Source organism: Agromyces sp. MMS24-JH15 (assembly GCF_043518605.1).
Taxonomy (GTDB): domain Bacteria; phylum Actinomycetota; class Actinomycetes; order Actinomycetales; family Microbacteriaceae; genus Agromyces.
This window is the reverse complement of sequence record NZ_CP171358.1, coordinates 1,360,865-1,375,280: the sequence shown is the minus strand read 5'-3', so window position 1 is coordinate 1,375,280 and position 14,416 is coordinate 1,360,865. Positions and strand designations below refer to the sequence as shown.

Sequence of the window (14,416 nt, the reverse complement as noted above, 5' to 3'; positions counted from 1 at the left end):
CGGCACTCGGCCGGCACCCCGGCCCTTCCGCTCAGGTGGTCGAGCCGCCGCCCGGCCGGACGAGCCCGGCCTCGTAGCCCGCGATCACGAGTTGCGCCCGGTCGTGGGCGTCGAGCTTCACCATGATGCGTCCGACGTGCGTCTTCGCGGTGTGCGGCGAGATGACCAGCCCGGCCGCGATCTCGTCGTTCGACCGCCCGGACGCCACCAGCACGAGCACCTCGCGTTCGCGCTCGGTGAGGGTCGCGATCGCCGCGACGAGGGCGGCGGATGCCTCGGGCGCCGGAGCCGACCGGACGTACCGTTCGATGAGCACCCGGGTCGCCTGCGGCGACAGCAGGGAATCGCCCGAGTGCACCGTGCGGACGGCAGCCACGAGGGCGTCAGGATCGGTCGCCTTGCCGATGAAGCCGGATGCCCCCGCCTGGAGCGCACGGGCGACGTTCTCGTCGTCCTCGAACGTCGTGAGGATCAGCACGCGCACCTGGGCGAGCTCCGGATCCGCGGCGATGCGCCGGGTCGCCTCGATGCCGTCCACGCCCGGCATGCGGATGTCCATGAGTACGACGTCCGGCCGGAGCGCCCGGGCGAGTTCGAGCGCCTGCAGCCCGTCCGCAGCCTCGCCGACCACGTCGAGATCCGGTTCGCCGTCCACGAGCGCGCGCACCGCGTTCCGGATCAGCGCCTGGTCGTCGACGACGAGCACGCGCGCGCTCATGCGCGCTCCCCGCGGTCGGTCGCGGCGCTGTCGGATGATTCGCCGTCGGGCGCCCCGCGGTCGGCCGACTCCCCGCCGGCCGACTCCGCGTCGGCCGGCCCCGCGTCGAGCGCCGCCGCGGTCGACCGTGGCCGGCCGAGCGCCGGAGACCGACCGAAGGGCAGGTCCGCGTGCAACCGGAACACCCCGCCGACCTCGCCCGCCTCGACGGTGCCCCGCACCGCGGCGACCCGTTCGCGCAGGCCGAGCAGCCCATGCCCGCCGGTCGAGGCGCTCCCCGGCCCGCCCGTGCCCGCCTCGGCGCCGGTTCGCTCCCGGCGCGGAGCGACATCCACGGCATCCACGGGATTCGTGACCGTGATCGCCAGGCGCGAGGCATCCTGCTCGAGCAGCAGGTGCGCGCGGTGTTCGCCACCGTGCTTGTGGGCGTTCGTGAGCGCCTCGCGCAGCACGAGGTACGCGACGCGATCGACCGACGCGGGCAGCGGCCGGTCGTCGCCCTCCCGGCGGACGGTCGTGGCGAGTCCGGCCTCGGTGAAGCGGCCCAGCAGGTCGTCGAGTCGCTCGAGTCCCGCCTGCGGGGCGACCGGCGGTTCCGCGGCGGCACCCGGCGCGGCCTCGGCAGCCGACTCGGCGCGGAGCATCGAGAGCAGCTCCCCGATCTCGCCGAGCACGTCGCGTGCGGCCCGGCTCACCGTGCCGAGCGATTCCCGTGCGACCGGCAGGTCGGGCTCGCGCCCCGGCGCGACGGCGCGTGCGGCGACGCCCGACTGCAGGTTGATCACCGCGATCTGGTGCGCGACCGCGTCGTGCAGGTCGCGGGCGATCCGCAGCCGCTCCTCGGCGACCCGGCGCCGGGCCTCCGACTCGCGCGTGGCCTCGGCGCGCTCGGCCCGCTCGGCGAGCGCGGCGATGTACGCCCGACGCGACCGGGTCGCGTCGCCCGCGGCCCCGGCGAACGCGAGGATCAGCGGACTCGGCAGCAGCCGCGGGTCGAACCCGCTCGCGTGGCCGGCGGCCAGCTCGAACCCGATGAACACGACGACCGCGATGACGATCGAGAGGAACGCCGTGCGGCGGGTCACCCGCTTCGCCAGGCCGTAGGCGGCGAGCGCGACGGGCATCACGAACGGCAGCGCGGCCCCGGAGAGGAGCATGCCGATGCCGAGCAGCACGCCCTCGGCGACGAAGAGCGCGAGCGGTGCGCGGCGGCGCACGAGCAGCGCGCCCGCCTGCGCGACCACCACGGCGACGGCGACGGGCACCTGCAGCACGATGAAGGCCGCGGCCCCGCCCGACGGATCGCGATACGGCGTGAACGCGAACACCAGCGAGACCCCGACCACGAGCACGTCCCACACCCACGTCGGCACGCGCTGTCCGAGGGGCGTGGGCGTCACCGGGGCATCCGTGCGCATGCTCCGATCTTCGTCCATCCCGGCCGCGACCGGGCGGCGGCCGCGCCCGGACGAGCCGGGCGGCCGGGACGGCCCGGACAGCCCGGACGCGGTGTCGCGCGCCCGGGCCGCCGTCGTCATCCTCCGCTCCCCTCGGTCACTCGTACCGGAGCGACTCGATCGGGTCCTGCCGGGCGGCGCGCGCCGCCGGGAGGGTGCCCGCAAGGAACGCGATCGCCATCACGAGGACGATGATCGAGAGCACCGACACCGGCTCGAAGGCGATGATGGTGAGCCCGGGCAGGTCGGCGAACAACGAGGTCGCGAGCGCCCCGCCGACTGCCGTGCCGGCGAGCATCCCGATGCCGACGCCGATCGCCGACCCGAGGAAGCCGATGAAGGTCGCCTCGGTCGAGAACAGGCCGAACACCTTCCCCGAGCCCATGCCCATCGCCTTCATCAGGCCGATCTCGCGGGTCCGTTCCTGCACCGACATGAACAGCGTGTTCACGATGCCGAACCCGGCCGCGAGCAGCGCGATGACCGCGAAGGCGTTCAGCACGAGCACGATCGCGTCGATGACGGTCTTGAACGCCCCGATCTGGTCCTCGACGGTCGTCGCCGAGAAGCCGGCGTCGGAGAGGTCGTCCTTCAGCGCCTGCGTCGCCGCGTCGCCTCGCGAGGGGTCGAACCGCACAGTCGCCGAGGCGTACACGTCGGACTGCCCCTCCGGGGCGCCGGTGGTCTGCACGGCGTAGAGCTCATCGGTGAGGGCGGTGTTCGGCGAGGCCGATCCGCCCGTCCCGGCGAGGCCCGCCTCGGACACGCCGACGACCTCGGCGGTCACGGTCTGCGCCGCGCCCGTGGCATCCGTGAGACCGAACACGACCTCCTGACCGATCGCGTCCTCGTTCGACGCGAAGCCGAGCACCTCGACGTAGTCGACGGGGATGACGACCTGCGCGTCGTCGGCGTCCGCGTCGGGCTGCGCGCCCGCCGCGAGCTGCACCTCCATGCCCGGGATGAACGAGCCGACCGAGATCGCGTACGGCGTGCCGCCGTCGGCGGCCTCGACGAAGTCGACGCCGATGCGCTTGACCGGCTCGACCGACACGACGCCGTCGATCGCAGCGATGGCGTCGAGGTCGTCCTGCGTGATCGGGTCGACGGTCTGGGTGACCGGCCCCTGCCGGGTGGTGACCGCGTCGGGGTCGTACTCGCGCGGACCGTCGTCTGCCGTGGACTGCTCGGCCTGGTGGGCGACCGTCATCACGTCGTCGGCTCCGATCTCGGCGACGGTCTGGTCGATGTACCGGTTGATGCCCGTGCCGAGCCCGGTGGTGACGGTGAGCGTGAACGCGCCGATGAAGATCGCGAGGATCGTCAGGATCGTGCGGGTCTTCGAGCGGAAGGTGTTGGCGACGGCGGAGCCGATCACGTCTGCGGCCTTCATGCGGCCACCTCCTCGGCGGCGGGGTCGTTCCGGTCGGCGGTGTCGTTCCCGTCGGTCGTGTCCTCGACGTCGGCGGATGCTCCGAGCCGAGCGGATGCCCCCGGCTCGGGCCGCTCGGGCTCGAACAGCAGGCCGTCGCGCACGAAGATGCGGCGGTCGCACCGGGCCGCGAGCTCCTCGTCGTGCGTGACGACGATCAGCGTGATGCCCTGCTCGCGGTTCAGGCGGAACAGGATGTCCTCCACGAGTGCGCCCGTGGCCGAGTCGAGGTTTCCCGTCGGCTCGTCGGCGAAGATCACCTGCGGCGAGTTGACGAGGGCGCGGGCGATCACGACGCGCTGCTTCTGCCCGCCGGACAGGTCGGACGCCTTGTTGCGCGCCTTGTCGTCGAGGTCGAGCTGCTCGAGCGCGGCCATGCCGCGGCGCTTGCGCTCGGCGCGGCCGACGCCCGCTATCTTCAGCGGGAGCACGACGTTCTCGAGCACGGTCGCGCTCGACGTGAGGAAGAACTGCTGGAAGACGAACCCGAAGGTCGCATTGCGGGTGCGGTTGAGCTCGCGTCCGCGGAGCCGCTCGGCGGGCTCGCCGTTCAACCGGATCTCACCGGCGCTCGGCTGGTCGAGCAGGGCGAGGAGGTGCATCAGGGTCGACTTGCCCGAACCGGACTTGCCGACGATCGCGAGCGACTCGCCCGCACGCACCTCGAAGCTCACCCCCTTGAGCGCGTCGAAGCGCGTCGCGCCTCGACCGTAGGACTTGTGCAGGTCGACGGCCTGCAGGACGGGGGTGGTCATCGGGATCCTCTCGTGCAGGCCCGCGGACGTTCCGGCCGAGCCTGGCTTCCAGCGTCTCCCGCCACGCGATCCGGCGCGTCCCCCCGCCGCCGGATCTTCGGATACCCCGGCTGGGGTACGAGACGCCGATCAGGCGGCGTGACTCGCTGCGCGCCCGTCAGCCCGCTGGCGCCGTCGGCGTCTCGGTCGGCTCCGCCGTCGGCTCGGGAGCCGCCGCCGCGTCCTGCAGGTCGGAGATCGCCTGTTCGAACGCGGCGATCGTCGCGGCATCCACCGCGCCCGTCGGCTCGACGCCCAGCTCGACCTGGAAGGCCTGCAGCGCCTCGGTGAGCGCATCGGTCCACACGCCGTCGACCGGCCCGTCCCAGAACCCGACGAGCTTCAGCGTCTGCTGCACCGCGGCCGTCGACGCGAGCGATTCCTGGGCGGCGGCGCCGCCGAGGGCCACCAGTTCGGCCTGCAGGGCCGCGGCCGTCGCCTTGTCGACCGTGCCGGTCACCGGCAACCCGTTCGCGGCCTGCAGGTCCTCGATCGCCTGGACCGTGAGCGGCCCGGACACGCCGTCGACGGTCCCGGCGTAGTACCCGGCCGTCGCGAGGTCCTGCTGGAGCGCGAACGTGTAGGCGCTGACCGCCGCCTCCGCCTGGACCCGCTGCTCGTCGGTGAGGCATCCGGCATCGGCGTACAGCCGAAGCCACGCGAACTCGAGGGCGACGACCGCGCTGGTGAACTGCTCGGTCGCGTCCGCGAGCGGCGTCTGGTCGGTGATGCCGGCCTGCGCCGCCTCGAACTCGGCGTCGGCCTGCTTCACGCGATCGACGGTCGCGGCCGGTGCGAGCGGCGCGGCCGTCGGGAGCGGCGCCGGCGCGGCCTCGGGCGCGGCCGTGGTCGCCGATGGGGAACCGGATGCCGCGGCGCTGGCCTGCGCCTCCGCGAGCGCGGCCTGGGCCTCGGCGAGCTCCTGCTCGGCCGCGACGACGTCCTGTTGCGCGTCGACCGCCGCTTCGGCGCCGTCGAACGCGTCTTCGCGCGGCCGTGCGAGATCCGTGCCCGCCGCCCGGACGTCGCCGACGGTCGGCGCGGTGTCGGTCAGGACGTCGCCGTAGCGGTCGAGCGCCGCGATGTAGTCACTGCTCGAATCGCAGAATTCGGCCGACGCGGTGGTGAAGGCGGACTGCGCCTCGGCGAGGGCCTCCTCCGCGGCTTCGACCTGGGCCTCGGCCCGGTCGACGGCGCTCACGGCGTCGGAGCAGCCGGCGAGCGCGAGCCCGACGGCGACCGACGCCGCGGCGATCGAGAGGATCCCCGGAATCCCCGCACGACGTGTGTCCACCCATCTCCCCCGATCATGAGCTGGAACTCGCACACATCATGGCATTCGGACCGACGGGATCGGCGCGCACCGCGCGGGCGGGCGGGCGGCCGGATCGCGCTCGGTGCGCAGGGAGGAATGGCGCGGAGGGCCGAGCGGCTGAGCGGCGGAGCGGAGCGACGCCGGATAAGCGAAGAGCCCGAACCCACGAGGGGTTCGGGCTCTTCGAAGAAGCTGTGCGACGCGGAGACGGAGGGATTTGAACCCTCGGTCCCCTTGCGAGGACTCCACCTTAGCAGGGTGGTGCACTAGGCCTGACTATGCGACGTCTCCATGCGTGCAGGGCACGCGACAGCCATCATAACCCGACGCGACCCGGAATCACGATTCGGCGGTCGACGCCCGGACGGCGGTTCGGAACCGACCCTGGAACCGACCCGATCCGCCTACTGGTCGTCGAGCGAGCGGCCCGCGGAGCACCGCGTCTCGGCGGCCGTCTGACCCGACACGTTGGACGGCAGCGCCTCGGTCGTCGTGGGCGCGGGCGCGGCCGGATCGGTCGTGGCGGGCGCCTCCTCGACCGGCGTCTCGGGCGCCGGCGCGGCGTTCGGGTCGGCGGCCGATCCCGAATCGGTCGCGTTGGCCGCGGCGTCGAACACGACGGGCACGTCGGTCTGCAGTGCCGTCTTCACGATCTCGGCCGACGCGTCCGGCGCGACCGCGCCGCCGCCGTCGACGTAGCCGGTGGGGTACTGGATGAACGCGATCTTCGAGAGGTCGACGTCCTTCATCGCCTTCGCGATCGAGATCATCATCGTCGGGTTCGCGAGGCCCGCGGACAGCTGCATGTTCGCGAGCGCCGCCTTGGCGATCTTGAACAGCGTGACCGGGTCGTTCAGCGTGCCGTCGGCCTGGAGCTTGCGGGCCAGTGACGAGAGGAACACCTGCTGGTTCGAGATGCGACCGAGGTCGGAGCCGTCGCCGACGCCGTGCCGCGTGCGCAGGAACTGCAGCGCGTCGATGCCGGCGAGGGTGTGCGTGCCGGGCTCGAGGAAGATGCCGGTGTACTCGTCCTCGATCTTCTCGGCGACGCAGACCTCGACGCCGCCGACCGCCTCGCTGAGGCCGGCGACGCCCATGAACTGGACGATGCCCGCGAAGGGAATGGTGATGCCGAGTTCCGCCTGGACGGTCTGCACGACGCAGTCCATGCCGCCGTAGGAGAGGACCGTGTTCATCTTCACCGCGGAGAGCGCCGACAGCGTGTCGCTCGGGTCCTCCGGATCGGCGCAGGTGCCCGGCACCGAGATGAGCATGTCGCGCGGGAAGCTGACGACCTCGACGTGCGTGTGGTCCTGCGAGATGTGCAGGAGCATCGTCACGTCGTTCAGGACCGCGGTCTCCTCGTCGGGATCGCCGAATCCCTCGCCCTGCCCCTGGCGGCTGTCGCTGCCGATGAGGAGGAGGTTCACGCCGCCGTCGATGGCGCCGATGTCGGGCACGCCCTCGAGCACCTTCTCACTCTCGAGCTTGACGGTGGGCTGCGCCGTCTGGACCAGGTCCCACGCGGCGTAGGCGGCCACGGCCGTGCCGGACACGAGCGCGACGGCGAGCACGGACGCGGTCAACTTCGCCAGCGACCGCCACGGGTTGCGGGTCTTGAGCCGCCCGTGACGGGCGATCGACGGCGCCTTGGCGGCGCGGCGCGAGCCGGCGCGAACCTGGTCTTCCACCACGCCTCCTTCGTCTGTCGTCTCGATCGGTCTCGGTGATGCGGAGGGCGTGGGATTCGAACCCACGAGGCATTGCTGCCCACTGGTTTTCAAGACCAGCTCCATCGGCCGCTCGGACAGCCCTCCCGGCCGCACGCGAGAGCCTCGGGGCGGTGCCGCGGGGCTCGTCGTCGGGCGGTTTGGCTGCGATTCTAGCCGAAACGCATCCCGGCAACCCTGTCAGCGCGCCCTGTGAGGTCCCTGAAACGCCCCGCCGGGCGGGGGTCAGGGCAGGGTGCGCAGCACCGTCGCGAGGCCGGATTCGTGGATGCTCCCGGTCACCTCGCGGGCCGCCGCGCGCACTTCGTCGGGGGCCTGGCCCATCGCGACCGAGCGGCCGGCGACGCCCGCCCACGCGAACATCTCGATGTCGTTGCGCCCGTCGCCAACGGCGAGCACACGGTCGAGCGGATGGTCGAGCCATCCACGCACCCGCTCGAGCGCGGTGGCCTTGTTCACGCCGTCCGGCGCGAGGTCGAGCCACGCGGTCCAGCCGATCGCGTAGCTGACGTGGTGCAGCCCCATGCGGTCGACGATCCCGAAGAACTCGTCGAGCTCGTGGTCGACGCTCGTCACGACCACGCGCGTCGCGCGCTGCTCGAGGAGGTCCTCGAAGACCACCTCGCGTGCGTTGTCGAGGTTCCAGTCGTTCATGCCCGCGGTGTAGAGACGGAACCCGTCGGGGAGTTCGACCATGAACCGGCCCGCCGGCAGGAACGTGCGGATCCGCTCGAGCACCGCCGTCGGATCGAACGTCTCGACGTGGGCCCGGGCGTAGCCGCCCGGCTCGGCGTCGTCGCGACGCATCGTGACCGCGCCGTTCGCGCACACCACGTACTCGGGTGCGAGCCCGAGCCGGTGCAGCACCGGATGCGTCGACCCCCACGACCGCCCGGTCGCGAGCGTCAGCAGGTGCCCGCGACCGCGAGCGGATGCCACGGCGTCGACGACGGCCGCGTCGATGGTCTCGTCCTCGTGGAGGATCGTGCCGTCCACGTCGAGCGCGACGAACCAGGGTGCCGCGGCGGCGTCGCTCATGCGATGGGCTCGAGCACCTCGAGGCCGCCGAGGTATCCGCGGAGCGCCTCGGGCACCACCACGGAGCCGTCGGCCTGCTGGTGGGTCTCGAGGAGCGCGACGATCCAGCGCGTCGTCGCGAGGGTGCCGTTCAGCGTGGCGACCGCCTGGGTCTTCCCGCCCTCGACCCGGTGGCGGATGTCGAGCCGGCGGGCCTGGAAGGTCGTGCAGTTCGAGGTCGACGTGAGCTCGCGGTAGGTGCCCTGCGTCGGCACCCACGCCTCGACGTCGAACTTGCGGGCCGCGCTCGAGCCGAGGTCGCCCGCGGCGGTGTCGATGACACGGTAGGCGAGCCCGAGGGACTGGAGCATGCCCTCCTGCCAGCCGAGCAGGCGCTCGTGCTCGGCCTCGGCGTCGGCCGGGTCGACGTAGCTGAACATCTCGAGCTTGTTGAACTGGTGGACGCGGATGATCCCGCGCGTGTCCTTGCCGTGGCTGCCGGCCTCGCGCCGGTAGCAGGTCGACCAGCCGGCGTAGCGGAGCGGGCCGTCGGACAGGTCGAGGATCTCGCCCTGGTGGTACCCGGCGAGCGCGACCTCGCTGGTGCCGGTGAGGTAGAGGTCGTCGGCCGGCAGGTAGTAGACCTCCTCGGCGTGCGCGCCGAGGAATCCGGTGCCCTGCATGATCTCGGGCCGCACGAGCGTCGGGGTGATGAGCGGCGTGAACCCGGCGGCGATCGCCCGGTCGAGGCCGAGGTTCATGAGCGCGAGCTCGAGCCGGGCGCCGACGCCGCGCAGGTAGGAGAAGCGTGCGCCCGCCACCTTCGCGCCGCGGGCCATGTCGATCGCGCCGAGCAATTCGCCGAGTGCCAGGTGGTCGCGCGGCTCGAACGCGAACGACGGGATGTCCCCGACCTCGCGGAGCACGACGTAGTCGTCCTCGCCGCCCGCGGGGACGCCGTCGATGACGACGTTGCCGAGCTTCTGCACGGCCGCGGTGAACGCCGTCTCGGCCTCCGTCGCGGCGACGTTCGCGTCCTTCACGGCCGCGGCGAGGGTCTGCGCCTGCGCGACGAGCGCGGCCTTCTCCTCCTTGGGCGCCTTCGCGACCTGCTTGCCGAAGGCGTTCTGCTCGGCGCGCAGCGCCTCGAACGCGCTGATGGCGGCACGGCGGGCGGAGTCGGCCGCGACCGCGTCGTCGACGTAGGACGTCGGCTCGCCGCGGGATTCCTGCGAACGCTTGACCAGGTCGGGATTCTCGCGGAGGAGGACGGGGTCGATCACGGGGCAAGTCTAGTCGCGGGCCTGCGAGCGGGAACGGCCGGCCGATTCCGCGCCGCGCTCCCCTCGACGGGCGCCTGCGGGTAGCGTTCTCGCATGGGCGGGCACGGGGAGACGGGGATCGTGGACGGCGCCGAGCACGGGGCATCCACCGATCCGACCACGACGCTCCGCGCCGCCGTGATCGTGAACCCGAGCAAGACGGGCGTCGACCGGCTCCGGGAGGCGGTGGCCCGCGCCGAGGAACGCCAGCACTTCGCGCCCTCGCTGTGGCTCGAGACCACCGAGGACGACCCCGGCAAGGGCCAGGCGAAGGAGGCGATCGCCGCGGGCGTCGACCTCGTGATCGCCGCCGGCGGCGACGGCACCGTGCGATCGGTCGCCGCGGGCGTGCGCGGCAGCGGTGTGCCGCTCGGGCTCGTGCCGCTCGGCACCGGCAACCTGTTCGCGCGCAACCTCGGGATCCCGGTCGGCGACCAGGGGGACGCCGTGGTGCTCGCGTTCTCGGGGATCGAACGGCCCATCGACGCGCTCGTCGCCGACGTCCGCCGCCCCGACGGCACCGAGGAGTCGCACGTCTCGCTCGTGATGGCCGGCATCGGCATCGACGCGAGCATGATGGCGAACACGAACCCCGACCTGAAGCGCCGGGTCGGATGGCTCGCCTACGTCGACGCAGGGCTCCGGGTGCTGCCCGCCGCGAAGCCGTTCCGGGCGATCTACCGGATCGACGACCACCGGCAGCACCGGTCGCGCGCGAGCAGCATCCTGGTCGCGAACCTCGGCTACCTGCCCGGCAACATCGAGCTCATCCCCGGCGCGCAGCCGGATGACGGGCACCTCGACGTCGTGGTGCTCCAGCCGCGCAACCTGTTCGGCTGGCTCGCCGTCTGGCGGCGCGTGACCTGGGAGAACGGCGTGCTGCGGAAGAGCCCGATCGGGCGGCAGCTCCTCGAGATGACCGCGGGGACGCGGCGCAACGAGATCGTCTACGGTCGCGGCGGCACGATCACGATCTCGATCGACGGCGAACCCGAGGAGTTCGAGATCGACGGCGACGTGTTCGGGTCCGTGGTCGGCGTGGATTTCCGCGTCGATCCGTCCTCGCTGCTCATCCGCGTCGCGGAGTGAGCACCGGGTCGGCCTCGGCGAGGTCGGCCTCGGCGGCTTCGGCCTCAGCGGCTTCGGCGGCCTCGGCCTCCCGGTCCGCCGCCCGCGCCGCCCAGGCCCGCGCGGCCGACCGCGCGCCGACCACGAACAGGGCGAAGCCCGAGGCGACCGCGGCCGCCGCCCCGACCGGGAGCAGGAACGAGTAGGCGAACTGGTACACCCGCATCTCCGCCTGGAGGTCGGCCGGCGGTTCGAGGCCGTCCCAGGAGTAGTTCGGCGGCGAGGACTGGACGTCGAGGCCGTGCTGGAACACGATGACGGCCGCGACGAACGCGACGACGAGCCCGGCGATCGCGAGCGAACGCGGTGCCGTGGCGCGCAGGAGCCGGTCGCGGTTCATCGACGGCGCCCCCACGCCACGGGGGCGAACAGCGCCCATGCGAGGAGCGCGGCGATTCCGCCGAGCACGCCGACCTGCGCGAGCGGACCGGCGAGCGACGACATGAGCACGAGCGAGCGCTGCTCCTCGAGCGACACCGACCCCCAGAAGCCCATCGACGACTGCCACGTGAGGATGCCGCTCACGACGAGGCACGCGACGGATGCCGCCAGCACGAGCCACAGCCACCGGGTGGCGACCGGCCGTGGGGTCGGCTCGTCCGCGGCGACAGGTACGTCGGACGCGACAGTCGTCACAGGCGCGTCGGGCGCGACGGGTGCGACGGGTGCGACGCTCGTGGGTGCGACGGTCGCGGGCGCGGCGTCGTCCGGAGCCGCATGGCCCGAAGTGCCCGCGCCGAGCACCCCGGCGAGCGCGCGCGGGCCGTCGGGTCGACGCCCCAGCGGGTCGCGGGACGGTGCCGGCGGAGCCGCGCCGGACCCCGCCGGCTCGGCGTGCGCCGCGGCGCGCGGGGCATCCGTCCGGGGTTCGGCGAGCGCCGCGAGCAGGTCGTCGACCGCGGCGACCGGGGCCGACGGCGGGACCGGCGGCGATTGCGGGACCGGCGCCGACGAGGCATCCGGAACCCGCGGCTCGGACCTGGCCGCGCCCCCGCCCTCGGGCGAGACGTACCCGCGCTGGAACCGCTCGTCGTATCGCGGATCGAACCTCGGCTTCACGTCGGTCATGGCGGCTCCTTCGGCGGCCTCGCGCGGGTGGCGACAGCCTAGCGAGGCATCCACCGACCGACCACGCGTGGCGCGCCTACGCCTCGGGCTCGCCGCTCAGGATGGCCCGCAGCCAGTCGCGCGCCTCGACGAAGACCTCGTCGTCGTACTTCGAGTGGTACTCGACCTCCCGCCGGTCGGCGCGCGGGTACGAGCCGAGGAAGATCACGTTCGGGCTGTAGCGGCGCAGGCCCAGCAGCGCGTCGGCGACGCGCTCGTCCTCGATGTGGCCGTCGAGGTCGATCACGAACCGGTAGCGGCCGAGCTCGTCGCCGATCGGGCGCGACTCGAGGAGGGACATGTTGACGCCCCGCGTGGAGAACTGCTCGAGCATCTCGAGCAGCGCGCCCGGCTGGTCCTCCGGCAGTTCGACGATGAGGCTCGTCTTGTCGGCACCCGTCCGCGGCGGGATGCGCCTCGACCGGCTCACGAGCACGAACCTGGTGACCGCGTTCGGGTTGTCGCCGATGTGCTCGGCGAGGAGTTCGACGTCGAGCTGGTCGACGATGCCGGGCGGGGCGACCGCGGCGTCGGCGTTCGAGTCGGCGTCGAACAGGCTCGCGGCCGCCTGCACGTTGCTCGACGCCGGGATGTGCCCGTGGTCCGGGAGGCGCGACTCGAGCCATCCGCGCGACTGCGCGTACGCGACCGGGTGCGCGTTCACGGTGCGCACGTCCGCGAGCGCGGTGCCCGGGCGGGCGACGAGGACGAAGTCGACCGGCACGAGGTACTCGCCGACGATGCGCAGGCCCGGCACGGTCGCGAGCGCGTCCTGCGCGGCCGACACCCCGCCCTCGATGGAGTTCTCGATCGCGATCATGGCCGCGATCGAGCGGCCGCTCGTGACATCCGCGAGCGCCTCGCCGACGTTGTTGACCGACCGCCACGACGTGCCCTGCGCCTCGGGGACCTGCTTCAGGGCCGCCTCGGTGAAGGTGCCGGCCGGGCCGAGGTAGGAGTACGTCTCGGCCGGATCGGCTCCGCTTGCGGTCATGCAGGCCAGCCTAGCCAGCGGGCGTGTGCGGCGCGGCGTACCGTGACGGCATGACGACGGCGCGGACCACTCCGACGGATGCCCCGGCTGAGGCGCCCGGCCACGACCCGGCGCACGCGGCCGGGCCCACCACGACGGATGCCTCGCGGCGGGTCGCCCTCCGACGGATGAAGGCGCTCGCGACGTGGCTGCTCGTCGCCGCGGCCGTCGTGTTCGGCGTCGCGTTCGCGTTCGAGGACCAGGTGCCGTGGCTCGCGTTCGTGCGCGCCGCGGCCGAGGGCGCGATGGTCGGCGCGCTCGCGGACTGGTTCGCGGTGACTGCGCTGTTCCGCCGGCCGCTCGGGCTGCCGATCCCGCACACCGCGATCATCCCGACCCGCAAGGACGAGATCGGGCGCACGCTCGGCGACTTCGTCGAGCTCGAGTTCCTCTCGGACGACGTCGTGCTCGGCAAGCTGCGTTCGATGGAGCTCGCCCGGCACCTCGGCGAGTGGCTGCGCGAGCCCGCGAACGCCGAGCGGGTCACGGGCGAGGCCGCGACCGGCGCGCGAGCGGTGCTGCGACTCCTCGCCGACGACGACATCGAGCGGATCATCGACCAGCTCGCCCGCCGGCACCTGTTCGCGCCGGAATGGTCGCCCGCGATCGGCCGCGTCGGCGCTCGCCTGATCGCCGCCGACCAGCAGCGGCACGCGGTCGACGCGGTCGCCGAGCACGCCGAGGCGTGGTTGTCGGCCCACCCGGAGGCCTTCGGCACGATGGTCTCGCGCCGGCTCCCCCGCTGGCTGCCCGGCGTCGTCGACCGGTTCGTCGACGATCGCGCGCACCGGGAAGTGCTCGCGTTCGTGCGCGCGGTGCGCGATGACCCGGAGCATCCCGCGCGGCTCGCGATCGATGCGTGGCTCGCCGAGTTCGCCGAGCGGCTCCAGCGCGACCCCGCGCTCATCGGCCGGGTCGAGGCGCTCAAGCTCGACCTGCTCGACAGCCCCCGGGTCCGCGAGTTCGCGGCCGAGGCCTGGGCGACCGTGCGGTCGACGCTCGAGAGCGCGCTCGACGAGCCGGACAGCGAACTGCGCACGGGGCTGCGCTCGGCCGTCGTCGAGGTCGGCGCACGGCTCGCCGCCGACCGGGACCTGCAGGCCAAGGTCGACGCCTGGTTGATGGATGCCGCGGCCCACCTGGTCCGCACCTATCGGCACGAGGTGGCGGGCGTGATCGCCGAGACCGTCGAGCGGTGGGATCCGCGCGAGGCATCCGCGAAGCTCGAACTGCAGGTCGGGCGCGACCTGCAGTTCATCCGGATCAACGGGACGGTCGTCGGCGCGCTCGCGGGGGTCGCGATCTTCACGGTCGCGTCGCTCGCGGCGGGTGCGGTCGGGTGACGTGGTCTCGAGACGCGTCG

The 14,416-nt window shown here is 73.1% G+C and carries 13 protein-coding genes and 2 tRNA genes; 2 read left to right on the top strand and 13 right to left on the bottom strand.

Annotated elements, in window-relative coordinates:
* Positions 1-31 precede the first annotated feature (31 nt).
* From ACDF64_RS06260 to serS, 10 genes are all read right to left on the bottom strand, one after another.
* Positions 32-718 carry a response regulator gene (locus tag ACDF64_RS06260; RefSeq protein ID WP_394554152.1) on the bottom strand — a complete coding sequence of 229 codons (687 nt, stop codon included), beginning with the start codon at positions 716-718 and terminating at the stop codon, positions 32-34.
* Positions 715-2,256: a histidine kinase gene (locus ACDF64_RS06255; RefSeq protein ID WP_394554151.1), complete on the bottom strand. Its 1,542-nt coding sequence runs from the start codon at positions 2,254-2,256 to the stop codon at positions 715-717. Before ACDF64_RS06255 ends, ACDF64_RS06260 begins: the two co-directional genes overlap by 4 nt.
* A gap of 16 nt (positions 2,257-2,272) precedes the next feature.
* Positions 2,273-3,568, bottom strand: coding sequence for an ABC transporter permease (locus ACDF64_RS06250; RefSeq protein WP_394554150.1), 1,296 nt, complete (start codon positions 3,566-3,568; stop codon positions 2,273-2,275).
* A complete protein-coding gene (locus ACDF64_RS06245) occupies positions 3,565-4,362 on the bottom strand; it encodes an ABC transporter ATP-binding protein (RefSeq protein WP_394554149.1) in 798 nt (265 codons plus the stop codon). Before ACDF64_RS06245 ends, ACDF64_RS06250 begins: the two co-directional genes overlap by 4 nt.
* A 157-nt stretch (positions 4,363-4,519) precedes the next feature.
* Complete coding sequence (locus ACDF64_RS06240) at positions 4,520-5,695, bottom strand: peptidoglycan-binding protein (protein WP_394554148.1); 1,176 nt, start codon at positions 5,693-5,695, stop codon at positions 4,520-4,522.
* Positions 5,696-5,918: 223 nt separating this feature from the next.
* Positions 5,919-6,007 (bottom strand) — tRNA-Ser (locus ACDF64_RS06235).
* A gap of 113 nt (positions 6,008-6,120) precedes the next feature.
* Positions 6,121-7,407, bottom strand: a complete 1,287-nt coding sequence (locus ACDF64_RS06230) for an LCP family protein (RefSeq protein WP_394554146.1) — start codon at positions 7,405-7,407, stop codon at positions 6,121-6,123.
* 41 nt (positions 7,408-7,448) lie between these two features.
* Positions 7,449-7,533: transfer RNA gene (locus ACDF64_RS06225), tRNA-Ser, on the bottom strand.
* 138 nt (positions 7,534-7,671) lie between these two features.
* Positions 7,672-8,484 carry an HAD family hydrolase gene (locus ACDF64_RS06220; protein WP_394554145.1) on the bottom strand — a complete coding sequence of 271 codons (813 nt, stop codon included), beginning with the start codon at positions 8,482-8,484 and terminating at the stop codon, positions 7,672-7,674.
* A complete protein-coding gene (gene serS / locus ACDF64_RS06215; RefSeq protein WP_394554144.1) occupies positions 8,481-9,746 on the bottom strand; it encodes a serine--tRNA ligase in 1,266 nt (421 codons plus the stop codon). Before serS ends, ACDF64_RS06220 begins: the two co-directional genes overlap by 4 nt.
* A gap of 93 nt (positions 9,747-9,839) precedes the next feature.
* On the opposite strand from serS, the gene ACDF64_RS06210 reads away from it, so the two are divergent.
* Positions 9,840-10,874: a diacylglycerol/lipid kinase family protein gene (locus tag ACDF64_RS06210; RefSeq protein WP_394554143.1), complete on the top strand. Its 1,035-nt coding sequence runs from the start codon at positions 9,840-9,842 to the stop codon at positions 10,872-10,874.
* On the opposite strand, the gene ACDF64_RS06205 is transcribed toward ACDF64_RS06210, so the two are convergent.
* The 3 genes from ACDF64_RS06205 to pheA all read right to left on the bottom strand — a co-directional run bounded on the left by ACDF64_RS06205 (position 10,855) and on the right by pheA (position 13,014).
* Complete coding sequence (locus ACDF64_RS06205) at positions 10,855-11,253, bottom strand: hypothetical protein (RefSeq protein ID WP_394554142.1); 399 nt, start codon at positions 11,251-11,253, stop codon at positions 10,855-10,857. The genes ACDF64_RS06210 and ACDF64_RS06205 overlap by 20 nt on opposite strands.
* Positions 11,250-11,981, bottom strand: a complete 732-nt coding sequence (locus ACDF64_RS06200) for a hypothetical protein (RefSeq protein WP_394554141.1) — start codon at positions 11,979-11,981, stop codon at positions 11,250-11,252. Before ACDF64_RS06200 ends, ACDF64_RS06205 begins: the two co-directional genes overlap by 4 nt.
* Before the next feature lie 76 nt (positions 11,982-12,057).
* Positions 12,058-13,014 (bottom strand): prephenate dehydratase, encoded by a 957-nt coding sequence (pheA, locus tag ACDF64_RS06195; RefSeq protein WP_394554140.1) that lies wholly within the window; start codon positions 13,012-13,014, stop codon positions 12,058-12,060.
* Positions 13,015-13,064: 50 nt separating this feature from the next.
* Here pheA and ACDF64_RS06190 point away from each other — a divergent pair, with 50 nt between their 5' ends.
* Positions 13,065-14,396: a DUF445 domain-containing protein gene (locus ACDF64_RS06190; protein ID WP_394554139.1), complete on the top strand. Its 1,332-nt coding sequence runs from the start codon at positions 13,065-13,067 to the stop codon at positions 14,394-14,396.
* Positions 14,397-14,416 lie beyond the last annotated feature (20 nt).

Coding starts and splice junctions, on each gene's coding strand:
- ACDF64_RS06260 (WP_394554152.1), bottom strand. CDS start 718: ATGAGCGCGCGCGTGCTCGTCGTCGACGACCAGGCGCTGATCCGGAAC.
- ACDF64_RS06255 (WP_394554151.1), bottom strand. CDS start 2,256: ATGACGACGGCGGCCCGGGCGCGCGACACCGCGTCCGGGCTGTCCGGG.
- ACDF64_RS06250 (WP_394554150.1), bottom strand. CDS start 3,568: ATGAAGGCCGCAGACGTGATCGGCTCCGCCGTCGCCAACACCTTCCGC.
- ACDF64_RS06245 (WP_394554149.1), bottom strand. CDS start 4,362: ATGACCACCCCCGTCCTGCAGGCCGTCGACCTGCACAAGTCCTACGGT.
- ACDF64_RS06220 (WP_394554145.1), bottom strand. CDS start 8,484: ATGAGCGACGCCGCCGCGGCACCCTGGTTCGTCGCGCTCGACGTGGAC.
- ACDF64_RS06210 (WP_394554143.1), top strand. CDS start 9,840: ATGGGCGGGCACGGGGAGACGGGGATCGTGGACGGCGCCGAGCACGGG.
- ACDF64_RS06205 (WP_394554142.1), bottom strand. CDS start 11,253: ATGAACCGCGACCGGCTCCTGCGCGCCACGGCACCGCGTTCGCTCGCG.
- ACDF64_RS06200 (WP_394554141.1), bottom strand. CDS start 11,981: ATGACCGACGTGAAGCCGAGGTTCGATCCGCGATACGACGAGCGGTTC.
- pheA (WP_394554140.1), bottom strand. CDS start 13,014: ATGACCGCAAGCGGAGCCGATCCGGCCGAGACGTACTCCTACCTCGGC.
- ACDF64_RS06190 (WP_394554139.1), top strand. CDS start 13,065: ATGACGACGGCGCGGACCACTCCGACGGATGCCCCGGCTGAGGCGCCC.